Origin of the sequence: Polynucleobacter sp. MWH-UH19D (assembly GCF_040409795.1) — a bacterium.
GTDB lineage: Bacteria > Pseudomonadota > Gammaproteobacteria > Burkholderiales > Burkholderiaceae > Polynucleobacter.
Genome location: NZ_CP099571.1, coordinates 1,279,179 through 1,302,829, shown reverse-complemented (window position 1 = coordinate 1,302,829; position 23,651 = coordinate 1,279,179). Strand labels below are relative to the sequence as shown.

At 44.0% G+C, this 23,651-nt stretch carries 24 protein-coding genes and 1 tRNA gene; 14 read left to right on the top strand and 11 right to left on the bottom strand.

The window, feature by feature from the left end; all coding sequences use genetic code 11:
• Window positions 1-118: 118 nt before the first annotated feature.
• The 3 genes from NHB34_RS06560 to trxA form a co-directional block, all read right to left on the bottom strand.
• Window positions 119-466, bottom strand: coding sequence for a type B 50S ribosomal protein L31 (locus tag NHB34_RS06560; RefSeq protein ID WP_353426841.1), 348 nt, complete (start codon window positions 464-466; stop codon window positions 119-121).
• Window positions 467-652: 186 nt separating this feature from the next.
• Entirely contained in the window at window positions 653-1,915 is a 1,263-nt protein-coding gene (rho, locus tag NHB34_RS06555) for a transcription termination factor Rho (RefSeq protein WP_173956026.1), read from the bottom strand.
• Window positions 1,916-2,159: 244 nt separating this feature from the next.
• Window positions 2,160-2,486, bottom strand: coding sequence for a thioredoxin TrxA (gene trxA, locus NHB34_RS06550; protein ID WP_068948270.1), 327 nt, complete (start codon window positions 2,484-2,486; stop codon window positions 2,160-2,162).
• Window positions 2,487-2,617: 131 nt separating this feature from the next.
• Between trxA and NHB34_RS06545 the strand changes: the two genes are divergently transcribed.
• Both NHB34_RS06545 and NHB34_RS06540 read left to right on the top strand, forming a co-directional pair.
• Window positions 2,618-5,635 carry a PD-(D/E)XK nuclease family protein gene (locus NHB34_RS06545; RefSeq protein ID WP_353426839.1) on the top strand — a complete coding sequence of 1,006 codons (3,018 nt, stop codon included), beginning with the start codon at window positions 2,618-2,620 and terminating at the stop codon, window positions 5,633-5,635.
• Window positions 5,632-9,150 carry a UvrD-helicase domain-containing protein gene (locus NHB34_RS06540; protein ID WP_353426838.1) on the top strand — a complete coding sequence of 1,173 codons (3,519 nt, stop codon included), beginning with the start codon at window positions 5,632-5,634 and terminating at the stop codon, window positions 9,148-9,150. The genes NHB34_RS06545 and NHB34_RS06540 overlap by 4 nt, the downstream gene beginning before the upstream one ends.
• Before the next feature lie 13 nt (window positions 9,151-9,163).
• Here the strand turns inward: NHB34_RS06540 and NHB34_RS06535 are convergent, their stop codons facing one another.
• A complete protein-coding gene (locus tag NHB34_RS06535) occupies window positions 9,164-9,511 on the bottom strand; it encodes a BrnA antitoxin family protein (RefSeq protein WP_353426837.1) in 348 nt (115 codons plus the stop codon).
• A gap of 446 nt (window positions 9,512-9,957) precedes the next feature.
• Between NHB34_RS06535 and NHB34_RS06530 the strand changes: the two genes are divergently transcribed.
• From NHB34_RS06530 to NHB34_RS06520, 3 genes are all read left to right on the top strand, one after another.
• Entirely contained in the window at window positions 9,958-10,758 is an 801-nt protein-coding gene (locus tag NHB34_RS06530; protein ID WP_353426836.1) for a tetratricopeptide repeat protein, read from the top strand.
• Between the two features lie 20 nt (window positions 10,759-10,778).
• Window positions 10,779-11,282 (top strand): DUF1993 domain-containing protein, encoded by a 504-nt coding sequence (locus tag NHB34_RS06525; RefSeq protein WP_353426835.1) that lies wholly within the window; start codon window positions 10,779-10,781, stop codon window positions 11,280-11,282.
• 271 nt (window positions 11,283-11,553) lie between these two features.
• Complete coding sequence (locus tag NHB34_RS06520; RefSeq protein ID WP_353426834.1) at window positions 11,554-12,090, top strand: hypothetical protein; 537 nt, start codon at window positions 11,554-11,556, stop codon at window positions 12,088-12,090.
• Window positions 12,091-12,115: 25 nt separating this feature from the next.
• Here NHB34_RS06520 and NHB34_RS06515 read toward each other — a convergent pair whose 3' ends face one another.
• Entirely contained in the window at window positions 12,116-13,087 is a 972-nt protein-coding gene (locus tag NHB34_RS06515; RefSeq protein ID WP_353426833.1) for a tripartite tricarboxylate transporter substrate binding protein, read from the bottom strand.
• Between the two features lie 197 nt (window positions 13,088-13,284).
• Here NHB34_RS06515 and umuD point away from each other — a divergent pair, with 197 nt between their 5' ends.
• The 4 genes from umuD (at window position 13,285) to NHB34_RS06495 (ending at window position 15,838) form a co-directional block, all read left to right on the top strand.
• On the top strand, window positions 13,285-13,782 hold the full coding sequence (gene umuD, locus NHB34_RS06510; protein ID WP_353426832.1) for a translesion error-prone DNA polymerase V autoproteolytic subunit: 498 nt from the start codon (window positions 13,285-13,287) through the stop codon (window positions 13,780-13,782).
• Window positions 13,779-15,107 (top strand): Y-family DNA polymerase, encoded by a 1,329-nt coding sequence (locus tag NHB34_RS06505; RefSeq protein WP_353426831.1) that lies wholly within the window; start codon window positions 13,779-13,781, stop codon window positions 15,105-15,107. The genes umuD and NHB34_RS06505 overlap by 4 nt, the downstream gene beginning before the upstream one ends.
• Before the next feature lie 133 nt (window positions 15,108-15,240).
• Window positions 15,241-15,384 carry a hypothetical protein gene (locus tag NHB34_RS06500; RefSeq protein WP_353426830.1) on the top strand — a complete coding sequence of 48 codons (144 nt, stop codon included), beginning with the start codon at window positions 15,241-15,243 and terminating at the stop codon, window positions 15,382-15,384.
• 115 nt (window positions 15,385-15,499) lie between these two features.
• Window positions 15,500-15,838, top strand: coding sequence for a YkgJ family cysteine cluster protein (locus NHB34_RS06495; protein WP_353426829.1), 339 nt, complete (start codon window positions 15,500-15,502; stop codon window positions 15,836-15,838).
• On the opposite strand, the gene NHB34_RS06490 is transcribed toward NHB34_RS06495, so the two are convergent.
• On the bottom strand, window positions 15,835-16,608 hold the full coding sequence (locus NHB34_RS06490) for an amidohydrolase family protein (protein ID WP_353426828.1): 774 nt from the start codon (window positions 16,606-16,608) through the stop codon (window positions 15,835-15,837). The genes NHB34_RS06495 and NHB34_RS06490 overlap by 4 nt on opposite strands.
• Before the next feature lie 63 nt (window positions 16,609-16,671).
• Between NHB34_RS06490 and NHB34_RS06485 the strand changes: the two genes are divergently transcribed.
• The 4 genes from NHB34_RS06485 (at window position 16,672) to NHB34_RS06470 (ending at window position 19,857) form a co-directional block, all read left to right on the top strand.
• Complete coding sequence (locus NHB34_RS06485; RefSeq protein ID WP_353426827.1) at window positions 16,672-17,391, top strand: GntR family transcriptional regulator; 720 nt, start codon at window positions 16,672-16,674, stop codon at window positions 17,389-17,391.
• Window positions 17,392-17,400: 9 nt separating this feature from the next.
• Window positions 17,401-18,363 (top strand): tripartite tricarboxylate transporter substrate binding protein, encoded by a 963-nt coding sequence (locus tag NHB34_RS06480; protein WP_353426826.1) that lies wholly within the window; start codon window positions 17,401-17,403, stop codon window positions 18,361-18,363.
• 35 nt (window positions 18,364-18,398) lie between these two features.
• On the top strand, window positions 18,399-19,367 hold the full coding sequence (locus NHB34_RS06475) for a tripartite tricarboxylate transporter substrate binding protein (protein WP_353426825.1): 969 nt from the start codon (window positions 18,399-18,401) through the stop codon (window positions 19,365-19,367).
• A 154-nt stretch (window positions 19,368-19,521) separates the two neighbouring features.
• A complete protein-coding gene (locus NHB34_RS06470) occupies window positions 19,522-19,857 on the top strand; it encodes a helix-turn-helix transcriptional regulator (protein ID WP_353426824.1) in 336 nt (111 codons plus the stop codon).
• A 57-nt stretch (window positions 19,858-19,914) separates the two neighbouring features.
• Here the strand turns inward: NHB34_RS06470 and NHB34_RS06465 are convergent, their stop codons facing one another.
• The 3 genes from NHB34_RS06465 to NHB34_RS06455 are packed head-to-tail and all read right to left on the bottom strand — an operon-like array spanning window position 19,915 to window position 20,954.
• Window positions 19,915-20,316 carry a hypothetical protein gene (locus NHB34_RS06465; RefSeq protein WP_353426823.1) on the bottom strand — a complete coding sequence of 134 codons (402 nt, stop codon included), beginning with the start codon at window positions 20,314-20,316 and terminating at the stop codon, window positions 19,915-19,917.
• A gap of 21 nt (window positions 20,317-20,337) precedes the next feature.
• Window positions 20,338-20,763 (bottom strand): polymer-forming cytoskeletal protein, encoded by a 426-nt coding sequence (locus NHB34_RS06460; protein WP_353426822.1) that lies wholly within the window; start codon window positions 20,761-20,763, stop codon window positions 20,338-20,340.
• Between the two features lie 17 nt (window positions 20,764-20,780).
• Complete coding sequence (locus tag NHB34_RS06455) at window positions 20,781-20,954, bottom strand: hypothetical protein (protein ID WP_353426821.1); 174 nt, start codon at window positions 20,952-20,954, stop codon at window positions 20,781-20,783.
• Window positions 20,955-21,447: 493 nt separating this feature from the next.
• On the opposite strand from NHB34_RS06455, the gene NHB34_RS06450 reads away from it, so the two are divergent.
• A complete protein-coding gene (locus tag NHB34_RS06450; RefSeq protein ID WP_353428563.1) occupies window positions 21,448-21,975 on the top strand; it encodes an HD domain-containing protein in 528 nt (175 codons plus the stop codon).
• 136 nt (window positions 21,976-22,111) lie between these two features.
• Here NHB34_RS06450 and NHB34_RS06445 read toward each other — a convergent pair.
• Window positions 22,112-22,187, bottom strand: a tRNA-Lys gene (locus NHB34_RS06445).
• Window positions 22,188-22,274: 87 nt separating this feature from the next.
• The gene (locus NHB34_RS06440; RefSeq protein ID WP_353426820.1) at window positions 22,275-23,645 is read right to left on the bottom strand and encodes an N-acetylmuramoyl-L-alanine amidase; all 1,371 of its coding nucleotides are present in this window, start codon (window positions 23,643-23,645) and stop codon (window positions 22,275-22,277) included.
• Window positions 23,646-23,651 lie beyond the last annotated feature (6 nt).

Here is a 23,651-nt window from a genome sequence, read left to right as displayed (position 1 = left end):
AGCAAATTAATAAAACAAAATGCAAAAGCAAACTACGGAAAAATAAAAAAGGCAGCAAACGCTGCCTTGATTATCTCGCAGAGAAAGGCATTGCCATACCCTGCGATGAGGAGGTGTATTAAGCCTTCTTCTTAGATGACTTCTCAGCAGCTTTTGCTTCTGCTGCAGCAGCTTTTTTCTCAGCTGTTTTAGCAGCGCCATCACCAGTAGCTTTAGCAACCGCTTTGCTACCGAACTTCTGACGGAATTTCTCAACACGACCAGCGGTATCCATGATTTTTTGGGTGCCAGTGTAGAAAGGGTGTGATTCAGAGGAAGTCTCGATCTTGGCCAATGGATATTCATTGCCATCTTCCCACTTAATGGTCTCTTTAGTAGCCATTGTGGAGCGAGTCTTAAAGCTGAAGTTATTGGAAACGTCCAAAAAGACGATTTCGCGATATTCGGGGTGAATGCCAGGTTTCATATGAGGTCCTATCAGCGGGTAGCCGTTTAAGTTCATGAACTTAAATACTTTCCCAAGTTAAAAGCAGTTAAGGTGCAGCAAAAGCGAAATTATGCCATGAAATCAATAAGAAAGCGCTGTCTGACCAAGTAAAAAGAGGCTAAAAAGCCCCTTTTAAACCTAAAACCACCACAAAGATGGCTTAAATTAGCCTCCGCGACGCATCAGGTCGAAGAATTCGCCATTGTTTTTGGTGGACTTAAGCTTATCAACGATGAAATTCATAGCCTCGATATCGTCCATGTCGGCCAGCAATTTGCGCAATACCCAGATCTTCTGGAGGTTCTCAGGTTTAACCAAGAGCTCTTCACGACGGGTGCCAGACTTATTGAGGTTAATTGAAGGATAAACACGGCGCTCGGCCAAGCGACGCTCAAGGTGAACTTCCATGTTGCCAGTGCCTTTGAACTCTTCATAAATCAGATCATCCATACGGCTACCGGTTTCAATCAAGGCGGTTGCAATGATGGTTAAAGAGCCGCCTTCTTCGATATTACGTGCCGCACCAAAGAATCGTTTTGGACGTTGCAGGGCGTTTGCATCCACACCACCAGACAATACTTTTCCTGAGGAAGGAACAACGGTGTTGTAGGCGCGTGCAAGACGAGTAATCGAGTCAAGCAAGATGATCACATCTTTGCCCATCTCTACTAAACGTTTGGCTTTTTCAATTACCATCTCGGCAACTTGCACGTGACGTACGGCAGGCTCATCAAAGGTAGAAGCAACTACTTCACCGCGAACAGAGCGTTGCATTTCAGTAACTTCTTCAGGGCGCTCGTCAACAAGCAATACGATCAAAATTGCATCAGGATTGTTTGCGGAGATTGCGTGTGCAATGTGCTGCATCATTACGGTCTTACCAGATTTTGGTGAGGCCACAATCAAACCGCGCTGGCCGTAACCAATGGGAGAAATCATGTCAATAATGCGACCAGTGAGATTCTCTTCAGCCTTGATGTCACGCTCTAAACCGATAATGCGGTTAGGGTGAAGCGGTGTTAAGTTTTCAAACATGATGCGGTTTTTGAGAGCTTCAGGAGCTAAACCGTTGATCTTGTCGACCTTCACCAATGCAAAGTAACGCTCACCATCTTTAGGCGTTCTCACTTCACCTTCAACGCTGTCGCCAGTGTGTAGGTTAAAGCGACGAATTTGTGCAGGGGATATATAAATATCGTCAGGAGAGGCCATGTATGAGGCTTCTGGAGAACGCAAGAATCCAAAGCCATCTGGCAAGACTTCTAGGGTGCCATCGCCGTATACAGTTTCACCAGCTTTAGCGCGTTTCTTCAGAATTGCAAACATCAATTCTTGTTTGCGCATCCGCTGCGTGTTTTCAATTTCCAATCCAGCAGCCATTTCAAGCAAAGCGGATACGTGGAGGCCTTTGAGTTCAGTTAATTGCATGTGGTTCTCGGGTGTTAAAAAAAGAAATTAAATAAATTGACTTTGAGCTTAGGCTGCGTCGAATGAAATCGTGCAGATGTAGAAAAACAGAATTTGAGTTTTGCTAAAAGAAGGGGGAAATATAAAACGGGTGGAGATAAATTACTGGGAAGCGGGGCGCACTGAAAAAGGCGCTGAACTGTTATAACCGAAATACTACACTAAAACCACAGGCTCAGCCTATGAACCTGTGGTGTGGGACTATTTACAGATGACTATCGATAAAAGCAGTCAACTGAGATTTGGCCAAAGCGCCTACTTTTTGAGCAGCCACGGTGCCATTTTTGAATAGGATCAAGGTTGGAATGCCGCGAATATTAAATTGGGCAGGTACGCCTTGGTTCTCGTCAACGTTCATTTTGGCGATTTGCAACTTGTCGCCATATTCACCAGAAAGCTCTTCCAGGATAGGGCCAATCATTTTGCAAGGACCACACCACTCAGCCCAGAAGTCGAGCAGAACAGGTTTATCAGACTTGAGGACGTCTTGTTCGAAAGAGGCGTCAGTTACATATTTAATGCCGGCACTCATGAAAATTCCTTATTTGGGCGTATTTGGTTATGTATTTAGTTATAGCGCTACAACGCTTATATTAGCAATAAGCGAAACATTCTGCTCAAAACTCAAAATAAGTCATAAACCCAAGTTCAAAACTCTATTTAATGCGCTACCCATTTCCACCGATTTCGAAGCAGAAACAAGTACATGCTTGGGCTATAACGCCTGATGCTACTGCGCTTGAGCAGTTGGCGAACGGAATTTGGGATTGTGCAGTGCAAACCAAAACCCGCCCTCTTGTGGTGCTCAGTACTGCAGGCCCTTTGATTGGCATAAGAGCGGCACTGGAAAAATACCGACCTAATCACTTAGATCCTCAGATTGCTTTCTTGCCACAGGTCATTAGCTTTACGGATTGGTTAGAGGCGGCGCCAGGTGCATGGAAGTTTCCTAAAAAGCAGACTGACCTAGAGCGTTGGCTATCGGTTTTTATTAATTTACGCAAACACAAAACACTACAAGCTTGGTTTAAGGCTGAGAGTGAGGCTGGGGCTTGGGGTCTTGCTCAAGCAGTAATTCAAGCCTGTGATGCATTGTCAGAATTGGTTGTTCCGCAGCTACAGGATGAATTCAATAGCTTGCTGCAGACACATGCACTTGATACTCAAGCATGGCTTAAGAAAGTTGAGCAAGTTTTAGATCAAGCTATAGCAAAAGCTTATGTGGGCTTGTCTAAAAATGTCGTTGATGAAGAGGCAGCGGTGCTACTCGCTTTTTGGCGTTACCTCACCAATGCTGGTGATCCAGTCATTCGTAAACATCTCGCGATGTCAGTTCACTTGCAAGCCGCACAAGATAGTGCAACACATAAGCTAACCCATATCGGTCCGCGCCCATTCATATGGGTTCAAACTGCAGATCCAAAGCCAATTGATCAAGAACTGATTGATCGCTACTTAGGGGAATACGCTCAATGGGCGCCTGTCGTTCGCACCTCTCTTGATTGGACCAACGTAGCCTTGTGGTCGGAAGCGCTTACGGGTCAGAATGCCTTAGGAGAAGTTGCTAGCCCTGATACAAAAGAAGAGCGGCAGATACAACGCAATATCGATTCGAGTGTGCGCGAAGGTTGGCGTTTAATTTCTGCTAAGCGTTTTGAAGAATTAGCCTGGGCTGCAACGAAATCCGTCGAGTCTCATTTAATTTCGGGCAAGAAAAATATTGCATTAGTAGCGCAAGATCGCTTAGTTGCACGCCGAGCCAGAGCATTATTAAGTCGTCTAGGCAATGCATTGCGAGTACGAGACGAAACTGGGTGGAAGTTATCCACTACTCGAGCAGCTGCTGCATTTGATAGCCTCCTAGAATTAGTGCGCACTCCCAAAGAGGGGCCGAGTGCAAGCATTTTGTTTGAGTTTTTACAAAACCCCTATTTAGATCTTGCTCATAGCCTGCACAAGACCCCTGAATCTAGTGTGGGGCTGCTAGCGAAGTTAGAAGATATTCTGGTTGCTAGCCAAGCGAAATCCGGCTGGGAAACTTTCATGGCTGCGATTGAAAAAGCAAACAGCTATGCAACAACTCATGGAGGTTCACCCAATCAACAGCTCATCGATTTAATTCGGTTCGTCAATCAGTTGCATGGGCAGTGGCAAAACCCAGTTTTTACATGCGCGCAAGCCTATCAACTGTTGCAATCCCAGTTGGAGATAACGGGCATGGCTGGACGCTTAGAGCAAGATGCTGCGGGTAAGCAGTTGCTAGAGGCCCTTAAGCAATTTGATCTTGGGGCAGGTCCATATGGTGAATTGAAGATGCGTTTGCCCGAGTGGCTGAGTCTTCTGAAAACCGTAATTGAAGAGTCTTCGTATGAAGAGGCAGGCAAAGATTCGCAGGCAACCTTAAGTGTTTTACCGCTTAGCTCAACAAGACTGCGTGAGTTTGATGCAGTAGTGCTTGTGGGTTGTGATGAGCAACAGTTGCCAGCATTCTCTGAGCCGCCATTATTTTTTTCTGATGCCTTAAATCGTTATCTCAAGTCTTCCACGATTACTGCGCAATATATTCAACAAGCTAGAGATCTTTCTCAACTATTGGTTTCGTGTCCAAATGTAGATTTGTTATGGCAAAACAAAAGTAAGAGTGGTGAGCCTTTAAGGTCTTCAGCTTGGATTGCTCGCCTGCAAGTAGCGTTAGGTAAAAATGCATTAAAAATATTAGAGCCGAACTTAAAGCCCTATGAGGGACAGTCTCAACCGATTCAGATGGCCATCGGTAAACCAGATCATGATTTGCCTATCCCAACAACGATTTCACCTAGCGCTTACAAGGCTTTGCGCGATTGCCCTTATCGCTACTATGTGAGTAGTTTGTTGGGACTGCGTAAGGCAAAAGAATTTGAAGAGGGTTTTGATGCTTCACTGGCAGGGCAAACACTGCATGCTTTACTCAGAAACTTTTTCCATGCCCTCAAAACGGAAGAAAAAAATTCGCATTCACTAATTCATAGTGGTGACGAAGCGAGACGTCAATGGATGATCGAGCATCTAACCCAATTTTCTGAAAAAGAGTTTGAGAGGTTAATTGCTGGTGATGCGAAGATCTTGGGAACCTTGCGAGATTGGCAAAAACAAATACCCAGCTTTATTGATTGGCAAATTAAACGTGAAAATGAAGGATGGCGCTATCACGATGCTGAGTTACCAGTAGGCTTTGCAATTACCTTAAAAGATCCCGATGGTGTAGAACGAGAGATTCGCATCGCAGGGCGTGCCGATCGATTCGATATACATCAATCTAATGAGTCAATTGCGGCTGTGATCGATTATAAAAATCAAAGCATGAAGAAGATTTCTGATCGTGCAAAAAATATTCTGGATGATCCACAGTTATTAATTTATGCGCGCGGCGTAGATGAAAATCCAGTCGCCGCAAGACTGCCGGGGCGAACCATAGGTCAGGCTGAGTGGGTCAGCTTGAAAGCAAAAATTGGCGAGGGTGAGAAAAAGAATGGACGCACTCACCAGCTTGAAGATATGCCAGGACTGATGGAAGAATTTTCTGTGCAGATTGTTCAGGATTTAAATGACCTATGGGCGCGTAAACCCATGCAAGCATTTGCACCAGACAGCGTTTGCCAATACTGCGATGCTCGAGGGGTTTGCAGAAAGGGGATGTGGTGAGCGAAAAGTTTGACAGCGCAATTGCCTGTGATCCTAGCAAATCGGTGGTTGTCTCTGCCTGTGCGGGTAGCGGCAAAACATGGTTATTGGTTTCTCGAATGATCCGCTTGCTTTTAGCGGGCGCAAAGCCACAAGAAATTTTAGCCCTAACATTTACACGCAAGGCTGCACAAGAAATGCGCGACCGCCTCTATCAATTGTTAGAGGAGTTCTCAAGCATGGATGACGTTGCTTTAGTTGATCAACTAGTTCAGAGGGGTGTATCTAAAGAGGGCGCCAATCAATTGCTTCCAAATGCCCGTTCGCTATATCTTAAGGTCTTAGCAAGCCCTCAGGCAGTGGTAATTGACACCTTTCATGGCTGGTTTGGTCGACTTTTAGATGCTGCTCCCGTATCCGCTGAAGTCCAGCCAGGCTTTCGTTTGCGTGAAGACGCTAAGCGTTTACAGGAAGAGTGTATGTCCGACTGGTGGGCAAATTTACCAAAGGATTTGCAAGAACACTACGACGTCTTATTGGAAGAGTTCGGCGCGTTTGAGACCCAAAAATTCTTGATGGGCAATTACAGTTTGTTCAAGCAAAGGGGCGCATGGACATTTTTTCAAGATACTTGCAATACGCAAGGTGTTGAGCCTATTGATTGTCTTAACAAGTTGCTGTCAACTTTAGGTGCTGCAAATCCACTAGAAGCATTTTGGAAGCAGCCACAGACAAAAGCCAATTTAGAACTCATGTACAAGTGCTTTAGTAATGGCACAAATACTCAAAAAGACAAAGCGCCATTTATCTTGGATGTGATAGCTCATCATGCGGCAGGTAAGCCGGTTATGGAAATTGCCAATCAATGGGAAGGCTATTTCTTGACTCAAAGGCGCACCCCTTTAAAAGATATTGCAGAGATTAGTGCGCCAATGCGTGCCTATCTTGAGAAAACTGGGCAAGACCCTGCTGAAATTACCGCAATTCGTAATGATTGGCTCAAGACCTATGAAGCCCTATTTATTTGGCAAAGCGAACATTTGATTCATCAGTTGAATGATGCTTGGTTTGCGATGAGCAAGGCCATGCTCACGCATATGGAAAAAACCAAAGAGGTAATGCGTGTACGCGACTTTGATGATCTGGAAATTGGTGTTAGCAAGCTAATGGCAAGCTCGGATAACGCAGCATATTTACAGGCAAGATTAGATGCTCGATACAAACATATTTTGATTGATGAGTTTCAAGATACAAATCCATTGCAATGGCAGATATTGCGTTCATGGCTCGCAGGTTATGGTAGCGACGAATCTATGCCAAGCATTTTTATTGTTGGCGATCCCAAGCAGTCGATTTATCGTTTCCGTCGTGCTGACCCTAGGTTATTTGATAGCGCTCGCGATTTCTTGGTTCAAAAGCTGGGGGCAATTCCTCTTTATCAAAACGAGACTAGACGTAACGCAACTGCCATTAATGATGCTGTTAATAATATTTTCCTGGCGGGGTCTTTGCCTGAGAGTTATCGCTACGCAAAGCAGACTACTGCTTGGAAGCCGCTATCCGATGGGCTAGCAAAGGATGAGTACTCAGCTACGGGTGAAGCCTATCTGTTGCCTTTGATTGCTCGAGATGAGCCAGTGCTTGCTACGCGTTGCGGCACTGCACTTGAAGGTCCTATAGAGGATGCGGGGCAAACCACCGCTATTCAGCAGCGCTACGAAGAGGGTAAACTTATCAGTCAATTGATCCATTATTTGTTAGGCACAAGGCAAGTAATGGATAAGAGGGATGGAAAACCCATTTGGCGACCAGCAAGGGGAAGTGACTTTATCTTATTGGTTAAGCGCCGTGAATTTTTACCTCAATACGAAAAGGCTTTACGTGAGGCAGGTCTTGCTTATGACAGCTCTCGATTAGGGGGCTTGCTCAATACGCTAGAGGTTGATGACTTAATTGCGCTACTAACAGTACTCGTCTCGCCAAGACATGATCTACCTTTAGCTCAAGTATTGCGTAGTCCGATATTTGGCTTTACTGAAGCACAAATGCAAGAGCTTGCTAAGAGCGTAGTTGATGAGCTACCAAGCTGGTGGGATGCGCTGCAGCTAAGTCAGAACCCCATGATTCAGAAGGCGGCTCGATATCTAGAGCGCTGGCGTAGCTTGGGTGAGATTTTGCCAGTTCATGATCTGCTGGATCTGATTTATCACGAAAGTGATTTACGCATTAAGTATGCGGTTTCTTCCCAAAATTTAGCGCGCCCGCAAGTGCTGGCTAATTTAGATGCCTTCTTAGAGCTTGCCTTGAATCAGGACGGTGGTCGCTACCCTAGCTTAAGTAGGTTTATTGATGAGATCAATGCCATGCGCCGTGGCGATGATGATGAAACTCCAGATGAAGGCGATGTTGAGTTGGAATCCGAATCGGAAATCGACGATAACATTGGTGAGGTCGATATAGAAAGTGAGATGTCTGAGGAGGATCAGCATCGACGGGTTCGTTTAATGACGATTCATGGCTCCAAAGGATTGGAGGCGCCATTTGTCTTTATGCTTGATGCTAACAACACGGAGTGGAGGGCGCCCCATCGTGGCGTTCTTTTAGATTGGTTGCCAGAAGATACTAGTCCAAGCCATTTATCCTTGTATACCTCTAAGACCTTAACGGGTGAGCGTAGTGCAGTATTTAAAAAAGAGGCAGAAGTTAGCCAAAATGAAAACTGGAATTTGCTATATGTAGCAATGACTAGGGCAAAGCAGGGCTTATGGATCAGTGGCGTTGCATCCAACTCTAATACTGGCATTAAAGAGCGATCATGGTATGGCAGAGCCTTGGCTGTAGGAGTGCCTACTTTGGATATAAATGCGCTTGAGCTTGAGGATGTCGCTCAGCAGGCTAGCGAGACTAAAGAGCAGTTCGGCAGTCTGCCATTCACGATGGATCATTTTGAAATCGAATGGGAGCAAGCAAAAACAGATTTCAAAGATCTTCTCTCCAAGATTGAAAATGGCAAGTATGCAGAAGAGCTTGCCGCAAAATCATTAGAGCAAGCTCAGGAACAGCCTGACCCTGAAATTTTGGAAGAGGGTACAAACTTCCATAAATTATTAGAGTTCCTAGTGCCAGACTCCAACACTCCAAATAAACCACCCGTACCCAGTGAACAAGAGGTGATGAATTGGTTAGGAGTGGATCAAGAGCAAGCCAAGAAACTAATTGAGCGAGTGGAAAAGGTCATGAGTGCTAAAGAGCTCAAGCCTTACCTCAAAGCAGATCAGTGGGTTGCTGCTTGGAATGAGTTGGATATCGCCAGCGAAGAAGGCAAGAGTTATCGCATGGATCGATTGGTTGAATTTGATGATCACATTGCCATTTTGGATTACAAGCTAAGCATTCCAGAGGCGGGTAGCGAGAAGTATGTCAAATATCGCGAGCAGCTACAAAACTATCAGAAAGAGTTAGCGCGAATCCGCAAGGACAAACCTAATAAGGCTTATTTGATCTCTTCTTTCGGTGAAATTAAAGAGCTTTCTTGAGGAAGCGCAATATCTAAGCAGCCACCTTTAATTTGTTAGCAATTAAGACGCCTTTATTAAGTCTCTTTTCAATGGTAGAGATGGTTTTAGACTCTCTTTTTACTTCGCCCAGTATTTGATTGATGAAGGTTTGCCAACCTTCACCCTTGGATTTATAGAAATCCAAGGTGTCTTTATCAATTCTTAGTGTGATTTGCTCTTTGGTGCCGCTGCCTGGTGGTCTTCCTCGCCCCCGAACTGTTCTGTGTTTAATTTCATTCCAATCTTTGTCGGTGAGTGGAAGTGAGTCGGGATCAGACAGTGCGGCTTTAGTAATGGCAATGTTTTCTCTTGCAGTTGGCCTAATAATTTTTTTCTTCATATCTGTCGATCTCGCGAATGTTTGCCTTTCGCAGGCTAATAATCCTCATTGTTGCTCTTGACTCTACATAAACTACGCAATAAAGACGTTGATCCATTAAGGCTAAGGCGACACATCTTTCTTACCCATATTCTTTTCTGAGATCAACCCACTTTAGTGCCGTATCCCAGTCTAAAGACTGAGCTGCTGAGAGGGGTAGGCCATGCTTCTTTAGATTTGACTTATTTTTTACTGAATCATAGGTAAACTTCATTCAAATTATTGTAGTTACATAAAATCATAACATCAATGAATTAATATAGCTACAAAAAATAAGGTTACTCCCCTTAGAATTTTCATCTCTTTACTTGAATTTCTCTAAAAAGCCCCTATATAACTGAGGGATAGCAAAAATACCCAAACTAGCGATAATAAAAATCGCAATAAATTTCCTAAAAGGAGTTTTTATGAAAATGCGTAATGTAATGAAGATCTTTGTGACAGTGTTCGCAAGTGCATTATTGCTGGCGAGCCCGCTGGCTTTTGCCGAAGCTACATTGCCAGAGGTTTCTCAAGCCATTCAATCTGGTCAGTTAGCAAAGGCGGATGCCATGATGAAAGAGGTCTTGCAAAACCATCCTAATAGCGCCAAGGCACATTACATTGCGGCTGAGTTGTATTTGCGTGAAGGCAAAATCGATGCTGCACGCCAAGCGTACATCAAGGCAGAAAATCTAGCGCCTGGATTACCATTTGCACAGGCTCAATCCGTACAACGTTTGCAAGCAGAGTTGCGTGCTGGCACGGTGCCTGCCAATGTAAATTCTGGCGCAGGCTCGATCCTGACTAGCCCCTTGTTCTGGATTCTGATTGTGATCTTGATCGCCGGCATTATTTTCTTTATGAAAAAGCGTCAGCCACCAGTAGAGGTATATAACGCTCCAACAGCAAATGGTCCTTACTCTGGCGCCCCCGGTGCTTATCCTCCTGGCTATCCTGGCGCACCTAGTGCGGGTAGCGGCTTGATGGGTAGTTTGGTAACTGGCGCTGCTTTAGGTGCGGGCATGGTTGCAGGTCAAGCGCTAGCGAGTCATTTGATGGGCGGTGGCCAGCAATCGAACCCTGGCAACGTTAACAATGGGTTTAATCAAGTCGGTGGAATTGCACCAGATGCTCCAAACTTTGGTGTGAGCGATGCAAGTTCATGGGACGATAGTGGTACTAGCTCATGGGACGATAGTGGTGGTGATTTTATGAGTGACGTTTAAAGCAGCGAGCGACTATCAATATGGCAATACATATGTATGAAGCATCGATCCCGCAATTTGTGAAGATGCTGACAAACCTTTCCAATATTTTGCAAAAAGGAGAAGCCTTCGCGAAGGATAAGAACATTGATGGCGCGGTGCTAGTAAATAGCCGTCTTGCACCAGATATGTTTCCGTTATCGAAGCAGGTACAAATCGCTTGCGATCAAGTCAAGAATGGGATGGCGCGCCTAGCTGGTATTGAGCCGCCTACATTTGATGATCACGAAAGCACGTTTGAGCAACTGCAAGAGCGTATTGCGAAAACAATTGCTTTTGCTAAAACGATTAATCCAACGCAGCTTGTAGATAGCCACACCAAAGAGATTAAGTTCTCGATTAAAGAGTGGAGCTTTGAGTTTGTGGGTGATCAATACCTATTGGCTTGGATTATTCCCAACTTCTACTTTCATATTACGACCGCGTACAACATCTTGCGTCACAATGGCGTAGAAGTAGGTAAGTCAGATTATCTCGGGGGCTAGGCTATTACAATAGCCTCATGGAGATTCTTTCAGAAATCATTGAGGCGGCAAATCCTTGGTTTTTTAGAGCCAGTATTTATCTGTCTAATGCGTTTTTAGATGACCCAGCCATCTTGGCATTTATGTTTTGTTAATTCAGTTTGCACAGAAAATGTGCAACGATTTATGCGGTCGATCTATTTTTTTGGTATGTTATCGATTAAATATTTTAGAAAGATTTGCTAGTTTGGCTAAATAGCCTGCTTACCTAAGGCAGCAAGGATGTTAGGGAATGACTGAGGGGATATTAATCGGGGGTTTGGTAGTGTTAGGCGGCTTAGTTGCCAGCTATATGAAAACACACCCTTTTTATAGTCATAAAACCCAAAAATACAAAGAGCGCTATCAAAACAAATTGCAGGATGTGCTTTTGAGTGATTATGACGCGACTGATGCTTATTGGCTGTCACGTGCGATTGCCGACAATATTTTTGATTTCGGCACGAGAACATATCATGACTACCATGTTGAGCGTTACGAAAAAAAAGCGAAATCGGAACGGCCACATCTTCACGAACTTCATATTGAAAGACCAGTGACCCTTTGCGAGCAATTAACAGAGCGAGCGATTGAGTTAAAGGTCCCAGTGAGTGCATACAGCATGCATATGCGTCAGCTTTGGCAAGAGTATTTAGTGCCTGTTGGACGTCTCGCTCCGAAGTCAATTGAGCGTTTGCCTGGATCCAGTCTTTACTACACCGATCTTATTAGCCTACCTGTCTCGCAAGAAGATATTCAAATCTTTATGCATAAAACTGGGCAAGCATAAAGCTTGCACCCGTTTTTTATTCCGCTTACTTAATCATTCCAGCGTTCTTAGCATCTTCCATAGATTGCGCAGTTTTGTCTTTGATAAAGGCGGGCATCTTTGCTAGAGGGATGTCGACTAATACAAAACCAGATTCCTCCAGTTTTTTCCTAGTATCAGGATCCGCATTAAGTTTGGCGAAGTAATCCGACATTTTTTGTTGCAGTATGAGTGGTGTGGATTTTGGTACGGCTACACCGCGATAAGCGCCATCTACCCAGTTCAGGCCTAGTTCTTTAAAGGTGGGCACATCAGGTAGCGCGGGATTGCGTTTCTCAGTAGCGATAGCAAGCGTGCGTACTTTGCCTTTTTGCTGAATTGCTAAGGGTAAGTAGCCCATAGCGCCATCAACGTGCATGCCAATGAGGGCGGTAATTAAATCACCAGTACCTTTAAACGGCACATAGTTGATTTTGACGCCTGCCAATTTGTTTAAGCGCTCTACTGCCATATGGTTGGCAGAGTATTGGGCTGAACCAGCAAGCGACATCTTGCCAGGTTCTTTTTTGGCTGCCGCAATAAATTCTTGATAGGTTTTGTAGGGGCTATCAGCAGAGACCATTAAGGCATCTGGCGTGAAGTGATAGTAGTAGATCGCATTGATATCGTCAGTCTTGTACTGAATGCCTTCTTGTAGTGGTTGCAAAAGCGTGTGCGGAATATTGACTCCCACTACGGTACTGCCGTCAGCAGGGTAAGTGTTCAGTGCGCTCCAAACGAGGGCGCCACCAGCACCAGCGCGATTAATGACCACCATAGGCTGCCCAAATTTTTTCGCAGAGATTTCTGCTTGGTACCGAGCCACCAAATCAGACTCACCGGCGGGTGGAAAAGGAATGATGTACTGGATGGTTTTGTCGGGAAAGGGCCCTAAGGATTGCGCAACAACTGTAGTGCACAGGCCCCAGCAAAACCAAAATCCAGCAACAATGGAAATTACCTTTTGATGCACCTTCATTTGTCTCCCCCACCGGTATCGGTTGTCTTGGAATGGAACTTCATCAAAAACTCATAGCCCATTATGGGTTAAATCCTTCTTGAGGAGATTGGGGTTTATGACTAGAAAAACCACCTCAAAGACTGGAAAACAACAAAAACAGCTTCATTTTTCAGGTTTTTATATATACTGTATAAACATACAGTATATTAATCACTATGAAGTCCCAGTTAAGCCCCCTCAAAACGACCTTAAGTCAGGCGCCAGAAGCTTTGGCGGGTCATTTTGCCGCCTATGAGCTCAAGCTCTTCAGTCACCGAATTTCAGCTGGATTCCCTAGTCCGGCAGCGGATTACGCTGAGGATGGCCTGGATCTAAATCAGTATCTAGTCGAGAACAAGCCGGCTACATTCATGTTCACGGTTAAGGGTGATTCGATGTTGGGCGCGGGGATTTGTGATGGCGATAAGGTGGTTGTGGATAAGGCACTAAAGCCAAAACACAAAGACATCGTTGTGGCAGTGGTGGATGGTGAGTACACCATCAAACGTTTATATCAATCACGTGGCCGTATTGAGCTGCAGCCTGAGAACCCAAGCTATCAACCGATTACTTTTAGTGAGGGTAATGAATTGCAGATTTGGGGTGTAGTAGTTGGCGTAGTGCGCAAGTACAGCACTGCGAGCACTCGTTACAACAAGAGCATCAAGCAATGATCGTGCCGAAAAAATTACCTACTGCTCATTTAACCCCAGCATTATTTGCTTTGGTGGACGTTAATAATTTCTATGTTTCTTGTGAGCGTGTTTTTCAGCCCAAACTAGAAACTGTTCCGATGGTTGTCTTATCGAATAATGATGGATGCGCTGTAGCGCGCAGCTCAGAAGTAAAAGCCTTGGGCGTCAAAATGGGCGCGCCATGGTTTCAGATGCAAGATTTGGCAAGGCAGCATGGCATTACTGCCTACTCATCAAACTATACGCTGTATGGTGATATGAGTAATCGAGTAGTTCAGGTGCTCAAAACATTTACGCCAAAGATCGAGATCTACAGCATTGATGAAAGTTTTTTACAAATTGAAAGTGTTTTAAAGCGTTACCAAGATACGATTGAGTTGGGTCAATCGATTCGAAAAACCGTAAAAGAAACAACGGGTCTGCCAGTGTGTGTCGGCATTGGTGCTAGTAAAACTTTAGCGAAGTTGGCCAATCATTTAGCCAAGAAACATCCCACATTCTCTGGTGTATGTGATGTACAGGCGATGCCTACAGAAGAGCTTTATCAGTGGATCAGTGAGACTGAGGTTGGTGAAGTGTGGGGTATTGGACGCCAGTTAAACAAAAAACTGAAAGCACAAGGCATTCACAGTGTGTTTGATTTGCTACATGTTTCTCCCCAGGCAATGCGTCAGCAATATGGCGTAGTGATGGAGCGACTTTGTTATGAGCTACGAGGCACTTCTTGTCTGCAGTTAGAAGAGGTAGCATCTGATAAGCAGCAAATTATTGCTTCACGTAGCTTCGGCAAACTGGTCACTAGTCAAGCTGAGTTAGCTCAGTCGGTGGCTACCCATGTTGCTAGAGCTGCAGAAAAATTAAGAGCCCAAGATGGAGTGACCAGCGCATTAACAGTATTTATTCAGACAAATCCATTTAAGCAGCACGAGCCACAGCATCATCAAAGTACCACTATTCCTCTAGCTGACCCAACAGATAACACATTGACGCTAACCAGTGCCGCGTTAGCAGGTCTGAAACAAATTTATCAGCCGAACTTTCGCTATAAGAAAGCGGGAATCATCCTGAGCTGTATTGGCGATAAGCCAAGTGTCCAGCAATCACTCTTTGAGAATCTAGAGTGCAAAGGTAAATCAGCGCATCTTATGAAAGTGATGGATGAGATTAATACGCGCTTTGGAAATGCGGCGATTCGGTCGGCAGTCTCGGGTACGCAAGATAGTAAACAAGCTTGGCAAATGCGTTCAAACAATCGATCACCCAACTACACCACGAAGTGGGATGAGTTGCCTGTCGCACGCTAGGAAGGCCATGAAAGATATGAATGAAATACAGAAAAAACAACGATTTTTAAATAGCTCATTTCATGAGCTTTGAACTCAGTAATCTAGTAATAACTAAGTAAACAACTAAGCAATCAAAGTAAAGGAGAAACAAATGAATACATTAAGCAACTTGATGAATAACTTTAATGGCATCTCATTGCTTGCCATCATGATTCTGTCGTACTGCGCAGTGTTGAAAAATACCAAGCGTCACGAAATCGAAACAAAGCAAGTATTTAATCGTCAGTATCAGTAAAAAGTAAGAATAAAAATAAAAGAATAAGAACAACAATCAGCAGCGAGGGAATAAGGAAATCACGGATTCCTTATTCCCTTGTATTTATTGATAGCAAAACTATTAGAATGTTGGCATGACTTCTAATCCGTGTTTTGACTGTGGTCAGTGTTGCCAGCATTTCCGTGTAAGTTTTTATCATGGGGAGATTGAAGGTAATGGTGTTGGTATCGTGCCTGCCGAACTCACTACTAAGCTCACAGATCATCTTGCTTGCATGAGGGGTACCGAGAAGGGTGGTGCACCATGTATTGCATTACGTTACAGCAAAGAAGAGGGTTGGCGTTGCTCTATTTATGAAAACCGACCTTCTCCTTGTCGAGAGTTCAATATCCTGAACGATGATGGAACGCCAAATCCTGATTGCCAAAGGCTGCAGTTGGTTGCAAAACAGAAAAGACAGGTGGCAAGTTAAGACCAATACAACGCCATCGGGTTGTAATTTAGGATTTGGTCTTTGATGCTTTGATCGTTTGTTAAAGAAAAAAATTGCTGCATTTGTTCTGCAAAATTTTGTTCGGCTTCGTGGCGCGTGTGGGGCCAGTCACTTCCCCATAGCAGGCGAGAGGGGCCAATCTTATTAAGCCAAAACTTATAGATTGAATGATGATCTAGATTAGGGGTTCTGTAAGGGGCGCTGAGCTTAACCCATAAGTTGGGTTGATGGTGCTCAATGCCTAGATGATCCGCTAAGAATTCTATATTTGATTTTGGTCTGCCAAAGTGATCAATCACGATCTTTAGGCCATGCGGTATGTTTAGTAGTAATGTATTTAGCAGTCCATCATCATGATGTATCTGTAGATGCATATCAAGATCGTATAAGTGCTCTAGCAATGCTTGGTTGTTATCTATTGTTCTTAGCGGATTAGGATCTTCTGAGAGATTTAGACGCACACCACAGATACCCTGATTCTTTAACGCTTGTAATGCATCTTTAGAAATTGCAGCATCGACTACACCAACACCTTTAAGTTGATCGGGAAATTGAGCAATAGCATCCAATAAGAATGCATTATTGGTGCCTAAAAAGCTGGGCTGAATGATAACGCCATGAGTAATATTGTGCGAACGGGAAAGTGAAGACCACGTGCTAAGTGACGCACTATAGTTGACCGAATAACGCGTAGCGCCAGGGTCAATAGTATTTCTATCAAAAATGTGGAAATGGGTATCGACGTACATGAATCTATGCTAACATAACTCATCTAGATGAGTTATGTTAGCAATTGAGTCAATGGATTATTCATGGCAGGTAATAAAACATATCGAGGGTATCAAGACCTAGCGGTAGCTTTTAGGGCAAGAGTTGAGGCGGGTGCGTGGCCTATTGGTGGTGCAATTCCCTCTGAGGCAAGTCTTGCAGAGGAGTTTGGTGTTGCACTGGGTACGATCCGTCAGGCAATAGCGCAATTGGCACAAGAGGGGGTGTTGGTTAAGCGCCATGGGAAAAGTACAGAGGTCAGTAGCGGTTTAAGCGGTCAATCGATGTTGCGTTTTTTTCGTTATCAACTAGATGATCACCGGCAATTAGTTCCGCAAGCCAAAATAGTGACTATCAAAATAGTACCCATGGAAAAGAGGATTGCTGCAGTTACTGATTGGGCATTTAAATCATTGTTAAAAATTCATCGCCTAAGACTGCTGAAAGACAGGCCTTTGTTAAATGAAACAATCTATTTGCCATTACCTAAATTTAAGAGGCTACAAGGATTGAAGCCCAGCGAATTTGAAGAATTACTATATCCCATGTATGTCAAGGCGTGTAATGTGGCTGTCATAAGGGCAAAAGATCAAGTTGGATTTGAACTAATGAAAAAAGCTGATGCAAAAGCCCTCAATATGAAAGAGGGTCATCCAGCGGTGCGAGTACATCGAGTGGCATTTGATTTAATGGGTAAGCCAGTTGAGTACCGCAGCTCAGTCGGTGACGCAATGGCATTTGAATATTCTGCAGAAGTCTATTAAGGAGGTGGTATGCAATACGTAATAAAGGCATTTTTTATGGCGCTACTTTTTTTGACTGGCATGGTAAGTGCACAAGAGTGGCCAAATCGACCTATTTCATTGGTAGTAAGTTATCCTCCCGGCGGTACTGCGGATTTGATGGCTAGAACCATTGCGGGACCATTAGGTAAGGCTTTAGGAACATCTGTTGTAGTTGAAAATAAACCAGGTGCAAGTGGTCAAATTGCAGCTGCATATGTGGCCAAAGCAAATGCCGATGGCTACACCTTGATGTTAGATGCCTCCTCATATTCGGTGAATCCATCTTTATTTCCTAAGTTGCCATATGACCCTAACAAAGACTTTAAAACCCTAGGTGTATTAGCTCAATATCCAAACGTGTTGTTGGTAAACCCAAGTTTTCCAGTCAAGTCTGTAAAAGAATTGGTGGCGATCGCTAAAGCAAAGCCGAATGGAATTTCTTACGCTTCCTCTGGAAATGGTTCCGCCCAGCATCTTGCGGGCGCGCTTTTTGAAGTGAAGGCGGGCGTGGAGATGCAGCATATTCCTTATAAGGGAGGTGGACCAGCGTTGAATGATGTGGTTGGTGGACAAGTGCCGGTGTTCTTCGGTAGCGTGGCATCAACTAAGCAATATGTTGAGACAGGTAAATTAAATGCCTTGGCTGTAACCGGTAAGAAAAGAGCTTCATCTATGCCAAATGTTCCCACGATGGCTGAAGCAGGCGTATCGGGTTATGAGGTTTATGAGTGGAATGGTATTTTCGCACCAGCTGCAACCCCAGCAGTAATTCTGGTCAAGATTGCGGATGCGATTACAAAGGTGATGCAGTCATCAGAGGTGAGAGATAAAGTGCTTAGTCTTGGTGGTGAACCTTTTCTAGGAAACGCAGATGCGGCAGACAAATTTATCAAAACACAAATGGCAGAGTGGAGTAAGTTAATCAAGACAGGCAAGATTACCGTTGACTAATCAATGGTAAAGCTAATTTACTCAAAGCTTTAGAAATGAAAAACACATCCAAATTATTGTTGTGTCTACTAGCTGCGATTGGCTCATCAGTAGTTGGTGCCGCCTATCCAGAGAGATCTATTCGCTTGGTGGTTCCATTTGCTACAGGCGGCACATCAGAAATTGTTGCTCGCTCAGTGGCAAGTATGCTGACGACTAGTTTGGGTCAATCAGTCTATGTGGATAACAAACCTGGTGGCGCTGGCAATATTGCAATGGAGGAGGTGAAGCGTGCAAGTCCTGATGGGTACACATTAATGTTGGGTCATGTTGGTACTCTTGCAGTAAATCCAGCTCTGTTCGGCAAGAAGTTGCCCTATGATCCAAATAAGGATTTTGCTCCGGTGACTTTAGTTGCTAAGGTGCCCAATGTCATTGCTGTTAGCGAGAGAAGTCAATACAAGACTTTGGGTGATTTAGTGGCTGATGCTAAAAAAAATCCAGGCAAGATCAATTATGGATCTGCTGGAAATGGCAGTGCGGGCCATTTGGCTATGGAATATTTTTGCTCAGAGGCGGGAATTGATCTCGTACACGTGCCTTACAAAGGCTCAGGACCTATGTTGACCGATTTGATTGGAGGTCAAATTCAGGCAACCTTTAATGGCTTACCTTCATTAATGGGGCAAATCAAGGGAAATGCATTGAGACCATTGGCCGTGGGTTCATTGGACAGGTCTAAGGTCTTGCCAAGTGTTCCAACAATTGCGGAGTCTGGCTATAAGGGCTTTGAGACATCCCAATGGTATGGAATCATCGTCCCTGCTGGAACGCCGCAGCCTATTATTGATAAGCTTGCGCAAGAGATTGTTAAAGGCCTTAAATCGAAAGAAGACTCCAAAAAAATGCTTGAGGATGGAGCCGTCCTAGTAGGTGATACGCCAGCTCAGTTCGCGAGTTTCATTAAGTCTGAACAGCGTCGTTGGGCTAAGGTGGTTGAGAAGGCAAAAATTACAGTAGATTAATTTGTTGCGTAGCAACAAATTAATCGTAGGTCATTAGTGTGAAAAAGTTCGACGCTCACCCAACCTTTTCTTTTCATATTAGCCCTAGAGCCATTGACAACGATCTCATCTAGAAGCAAGATTGCCCTCCGTACTCAAAAAAATTGAGGGAGACATGGCAAATTTAACTGAGATTAAATGCGCAAAAGAGTTGGGCAAGTTGATGCAAAAGGCGCGCGAATCACAACGTATGAGCGTCCTTAGCTTGGCTAATTTAAGTGGAATGTCAGTGAATCAAGTTGTGAATTTAGAGAATGGCAATTTCTTTGCATTCGGCCAAAGCATTAGTCAATTTGAAGCTAGCATTTATCACTGCGCTGAAAAAATGGGTGTGATGATTAGCTCATCGCAAAAGCCTGTTCAAGCAAATTCAGTTCAATCAATGACGCAAACTCTTTCAGTGGAATCTATAGAGCAATCAATCCCTGTATTTTTGCGATACGTAGCCTAGATTCGGATTTAACTTCATCCTACAAACCACCTTAGGGTGGTTTTATTTTGACCTAGTTTATAAAGTTGCCTCGTGGCTTGTGGTGGATAACTCGCCCCACATCACAATATCAGCATCAACTAACTGCCAGCCTTTGTGCTGGAAGCCAATATCAAAATCATCGATAGTGCTGCTGTTCTCAAATATTTCAGTCATTACTTTTTGCTCTGCCTGTGGCGTTGTGGGCGAGAAGTAAATGAGCTTTTTTCCTTCGTCAGAAAGGTTAACCTCGGAAAAGTCATGAAGACTTACACTCAAACCAACGCTAGGCTCATAATCATCTAAAAAATCAGGTGACTGATTTGTAATGAATGCACCTGTTTTCCATAAAAAGCCACAATGAATTTCTTTGTTGTCTTTGCGGTAAGTCATTCGCTCAGTAATATTGAATTCATTTTTTGGTGCAATCCGATATGACATGCATCATCCCCTAAAGAGTAATTAGGCTGACTTTTTATTGGGTTTGAGTTCTAGCACTCCAGAATCTAAAGAGTTGGTTTTGTCTAGTGCGGCACAGGAGAGTAGACCATCCACTTTGGCGTCTGGGTGAATATCTAAAATTTTGTAACGGATATCACCGCGGATTACGGCGCTAGGATAGACCTCCATTTTTTCATCTACCGTGATTGAGCCCTCGATCCGACCTGCGACAATCAGGTTAGTGTAGTGAACGTCACCTTTGAGAACCCCATTTTTATCGATCACTAGGGTGCCCTGACTATCTTTGGCCTCAGTGATATTGCCAATAAAATCCCCGCCAACCCGAAAATGGCCATTGCCCTCTAGGTTGCCCAGTACTGTTGACCCCGCTCCAATCTCGTTAGTAAATTGCAGGTGGTAATTCGTAGATTTCTTTTGATCAAACATAGTGCTTCTACTCTCGTTTAATCATCACCCCAATCACTGAAATCTTGATCGGGGATATGATTCATTTCATTAATTTTGCGTCTAGTTAAATGCTGCCAAATCAAGCGTTCTTGTACCAATTCATTCGACTGCAACTCAAAAAACTTTTCAGACAGACTGTCTTCTTCGATTTCTAATTGACGAATATTCATGATGTACTCCTCAAGAATTCTAGTATTTGGTTGCCAATAAGTCCCTTGATCCATGTTGTGTCGAAACAAGACCGAACACACGTTCAACTGAGTTATCGGCATAGACTTATGCTGATGGGTCTGAAGAGATTTGTCTATGAAAATTTCTTCTTTTTTACGAGGTGAAATTTCGTTGCAGAGCACCAAAATTAGGCGTTCTGTAAGTGCTTGATTCTGTGAGGCAAACAAGTAGCACCAGAATTTATAGATGCTTAGCCCCAGGGTTAATAGGGCAATCAAATAATGAGAAGGGAATCGTGGATTATCGCTTCTGAAGTTTTCTAAATACGAACTGAGTTAGCTGGAGAAATCAAATACCCGCACATCAATCAGTCTACTTCATGGTATCTATTGAGGCATCCCGTAACAAGCTATGGTTTAGTTCGCAGGTGGCGATTAATCAGAGAACCGTACCTAGAATCGGCATATTTAAATACCTATAATTGATGCCATGATTAATCATTTTGTTCATGCATTATCTTTTGCTGCCGAGAAACACAAAAATCAGCGTCGTAAAGATGCGCAGATTACACCCTACATCAATCACCCAATCGAACTTGTTAATGTTTTGGTCAATGAGGGTGGAGTAGTTTCCTGGGATATCTTATGTGCTGCGTTACTGCACGATGTTATTGAAGATACAGAAACGACTGAAGAAGAATTGTTAGCTCACTTTGGTAAGAAGGTGGCGTCAATTGTTAAAGAAGTTACTGACGATAAGTCACTTCCAAAGGATGTACGAAAACGCATGCAAGTCGAGCATGCCCCGTTCGCCAGTCATGAGGCAAAGCTCGTCAAGCTTGCTGACAAGATTTGTAACCTAAGAGATATTTTGGCATCTCCGCCAGCGGGATGGGATTTGAAGCGCAGACAAGAGTATTTTTCTTGGGCTCAGGCAGTGGTTCTTGGGATACGCGGAACGAATTCCAAAATGGAAAAAGTTTTTGATGGTCTAGTTGAGCAAAGCAAGGGTATGCAATAACACGCAAACTTTATTCTCACAATTAAAGTAGTCTGCCAAAGCCACTTATAAAAATCTTTGTGATTGCGCTATCCGAAAAAAATAAGCAAAAAAAATGAATTGCGGTTAGCAAGTCATAGTTTCTACTGCAAATCACTGGTGGGTCGGGCGAGATTCGAACTCGCGACCAACGGATTAAAAGTCCGCTGCTCTACCGACTGAGCTACCGACCCAGTTAAGCCTTAAATTATAGCAAGAAGTTCATTGCTCTTCGTTGGGTGCTGAGTGTCAACCCTCGAGCCCTTGTAATTACAAGACCGCTATGCATTTCCCCGTCTTGCGACGGGCGGATTCTTTGCAAAATAATCCTTAATTCCCCTCAAAATGGCATCCGCAATCCGGTCTTGGTAGCCATCATCGTTTAATTTAGATTCTTCCTGAGGGTTGCTAATAAAAGCAGTCTCAACCAGGATGGATGGAACGTCAGGGGCTTTGAGAACTGCAAATCCGGCTTGCTCCACCTTTCCTTTATGTAAGGGGGCAAACCCACCAATCTGTTTTAAAACCGAATTACCTACTTGTAGCGAATCTTTAATTTGTGCAGTTGTGGACATATCTAGTAGTAAGTTAGCTACCTGCCGATCTTGGGTCTTGATATTGATGCCCCCTATGAGATCGGAAGCATTTTCCTTATTGGCCATCCATCGGGCCATGGTGCTACTGGCACCCATTTGAGATAAGGCAAATACGGAAGCCCCTTTTGCATGGGGTTGGATAAATGCATCCGCATGAATAGATACAAACAAATCAGCTTCTACTCTTCTGGCTTTTTGCACTCGGGTGTGTAGCGGTACAAAGTAGTCACCATCCCTGGTTAAGAATGGGCGCATGTAAGATTCGTTTTCAATTTTATCTCTCAGTCGCTTAGCAATCGATAAAACAACATGCTTTTCTTTGGAGCCTAGAGAGCCAATGGCGCCTGGGTCCTCGCCGCCATGACCAGGATCAATAGCAATTGTTATGAGACGCTTATATTTAGCTGAAGCCGGCGCTTCTTTAGATTCAGGAATAGCTTGGACAGTTGGACTAGATGGCCCTTTCGCAATTTCCTTATCTTTTTTGGTTGCAAATTGTGCAATCAAATCTACTTCTTCATTGGATTTAGCTAATGCATTTTCTTTGCGGGTGCTATTTTTCACCAACTCCATGAGTGGGTCTAGCGGGGTGCTTGGATATAAGTCAAACACCATTCGATAGTTGTATTCTCCAATAGGATCAAGGGTGAAGAGTTGTGGTTTGATTGGCTCTTTTAAGTCAAACACTAAACGCACTACACCAGGTTGAAATTGACCAACTCGAATTTGCGAGACGTAAGGATCGTTTGGTTTGACTTTGGCAACCAAATCTTTCAGGGTGGGGTTGAGTTCTAATCCTTGAACATCAACCACTAAGCGGTCGGGATTGGTAAGTATCTGCTGTGTGATGGGGAGTGATGTGTCTGACTCAAGAGTAATCCGAGTGTAGTCTTCAGATGGCCAAACACGCACCCCTAAAATTTTTGCCCCCCAAGCCAGATCTAATTCACCCAAGAGCAGAGCAAAGCCCAGCGCTTTCGTTAAGGACTTGAGGTGCCGTCTTCTAGATTGGCTCGCCTGCATTTCTGATTGTTTGGGGTGAATTGACTGGCTCATGGGTCG

Bases quoted from the DNA above. Each gene is read 5' to 3' on its own strand.
- NHB34_RS06505 (WP_353426831.1), top strand. From the start codon at position 13,779: ATGATCGTGCCGAAAAAATTACCTACTGCTCATTTAACCCCAGCATTA.
- NHB34_RS06520 (WP_353426834.1), top strand. From the start codon at position 11,554: ATGACTGAGGGGATATTAATCGGGGGTTTGGTAGTGTTAGGCGGCTTA.
- NHB34_RS06500 (WP_353426830.1), top strand. From the start codon at position 15,241: ATGAATACATTAAGCAACTTGATGAATAACTTTAATGGCATCTCATTG.
- NHB34_RS06470 (WP_353426824.1), top strand. From the start codon at position 19,522: ATGGCAAATTTAACTGAGATTAAATGCGCAAAAGAGTTGGGCAAGTTG.
- NHB34_RS06460 (WP_353426822.1), bottom strand. From the start codon at position 20,763: ATGTTTGATCAAAAGAAATCTACGAATTACCACCTGCAATTTACTAAC.
- NHB34_RS06545 (WP_353426839.1), top strand. From the start codon at position 2,618: ATGCGCTACCCATTTCCACCGATTTCGAAGCAGAAACAAGTACATGCT.
- NHB34_RS06530 (WP_353426836.1), top strand. From the start codon at position 9,958: ATGAAAATGCGTAATGTAATGAAGATCTTTGTGACAGTGTTCGCAAGT.
- NHB34_RS06560 (WP_353426841.1), bottom strand. From the start codon at position 466: ATGAAACCTGGCATTCACCCCGAATATCGCGAAATCGTCTTTTTGGAC.
- NHB34_RS06475 (WP_353426825.1), top strand. From the start codon at position 18,399: ATGAAAAACACATCCAAATTATTGTTGTGTCTACTAGCTGCGATTGGC.
- NHB34_RS06490 (WP_353426828.1), bottom strand. From the start codon at position 16,608: ATGTACGTCGATACCCATTTCCACATTTTTGATAGAAATACTATTGAC.
- trxA (WP_068948270.1), bottom strand. From the start codon at position 2,486: ATGAGTGCCGGCATTAAATATGTAACTGACGCCTCTTTCGAACAAGAC.
- rho (WP_173956026.1), bottom strand. From the start codon at position 1,915: ATGCAATTAACTGAACTCAAAGGCCTCCACGTATCCGCTTTGCTTGAA.
- NHB34_RS06525 (WP_353426835.1), top strand. From the start codon at position 10,779: ATGGCAATACATATGTATGAAGCATCGATCCCGCAATTTGTGAAGATG.
- NHB34_RS06465 (WP_353426823.1), bottom strand. From the start codon at position 20,316: ATGTCATATCGGATTGCACCAAAAAATGAATTCAATATTACTGAGCGA.
- NHB34_RS06485 (WP_353426827.1), top strand. From the start codon at position 16,672: ATGGCAGGTAATAAAACATATCGAGGGTATCAAGACCTAGCGGTAGCT.
- NHB34_RS06535 (WP_353426837.1), bottom strand. From the start codon at position 9,511: ATGAAGAAAAAAATTATTAGGCCAACTGCAAGAGAAAACATTGCCATT.
- NHB34_RS06440 (WP_353426820.1), bottom strand. From the start codon at position 23,645: ATGAGCCAGTCAATTCACCCCAAACAATCAGAAATGCAGGCGAGCCAA.
- NHB34_RS06495 (WP_353426829.1), top strand. From the start codon at position 15,500: ATGACTTCTAATCCGTGTTTTGACTGTGGTCAGTGTTGCCAGCATTTC.
- NHB34_RS06480 (WP_353426826.1), top strand. From the start codon at position 17,401: ATGCAATACGTAATAAAGGCATTTTTTATGGCGCTACTTTTTTTGACT.
- NHB34_RS06515 (WP_353426833.1), bottom strand. From the start codon at position 13,087: ATGAAGGTGCATCAAAAGGTAATTTCCATTGTTGCTGGATTTTGGTTT.
- umuD (WP_353426832.1), top strand. From the start codon at position 13,285: ATGAAGTCCCAGTTAAGCCCCCTCAAAACGACCTTAAGTCAGGCGCCA.
- NHB34_RS06455 (WP_353426821.1), bottom strand. From the start codon at position 20,954: ATGAATATTCGTCAATTAGAAATCGAAGAAGACAGTCTGTCTGAAAAG.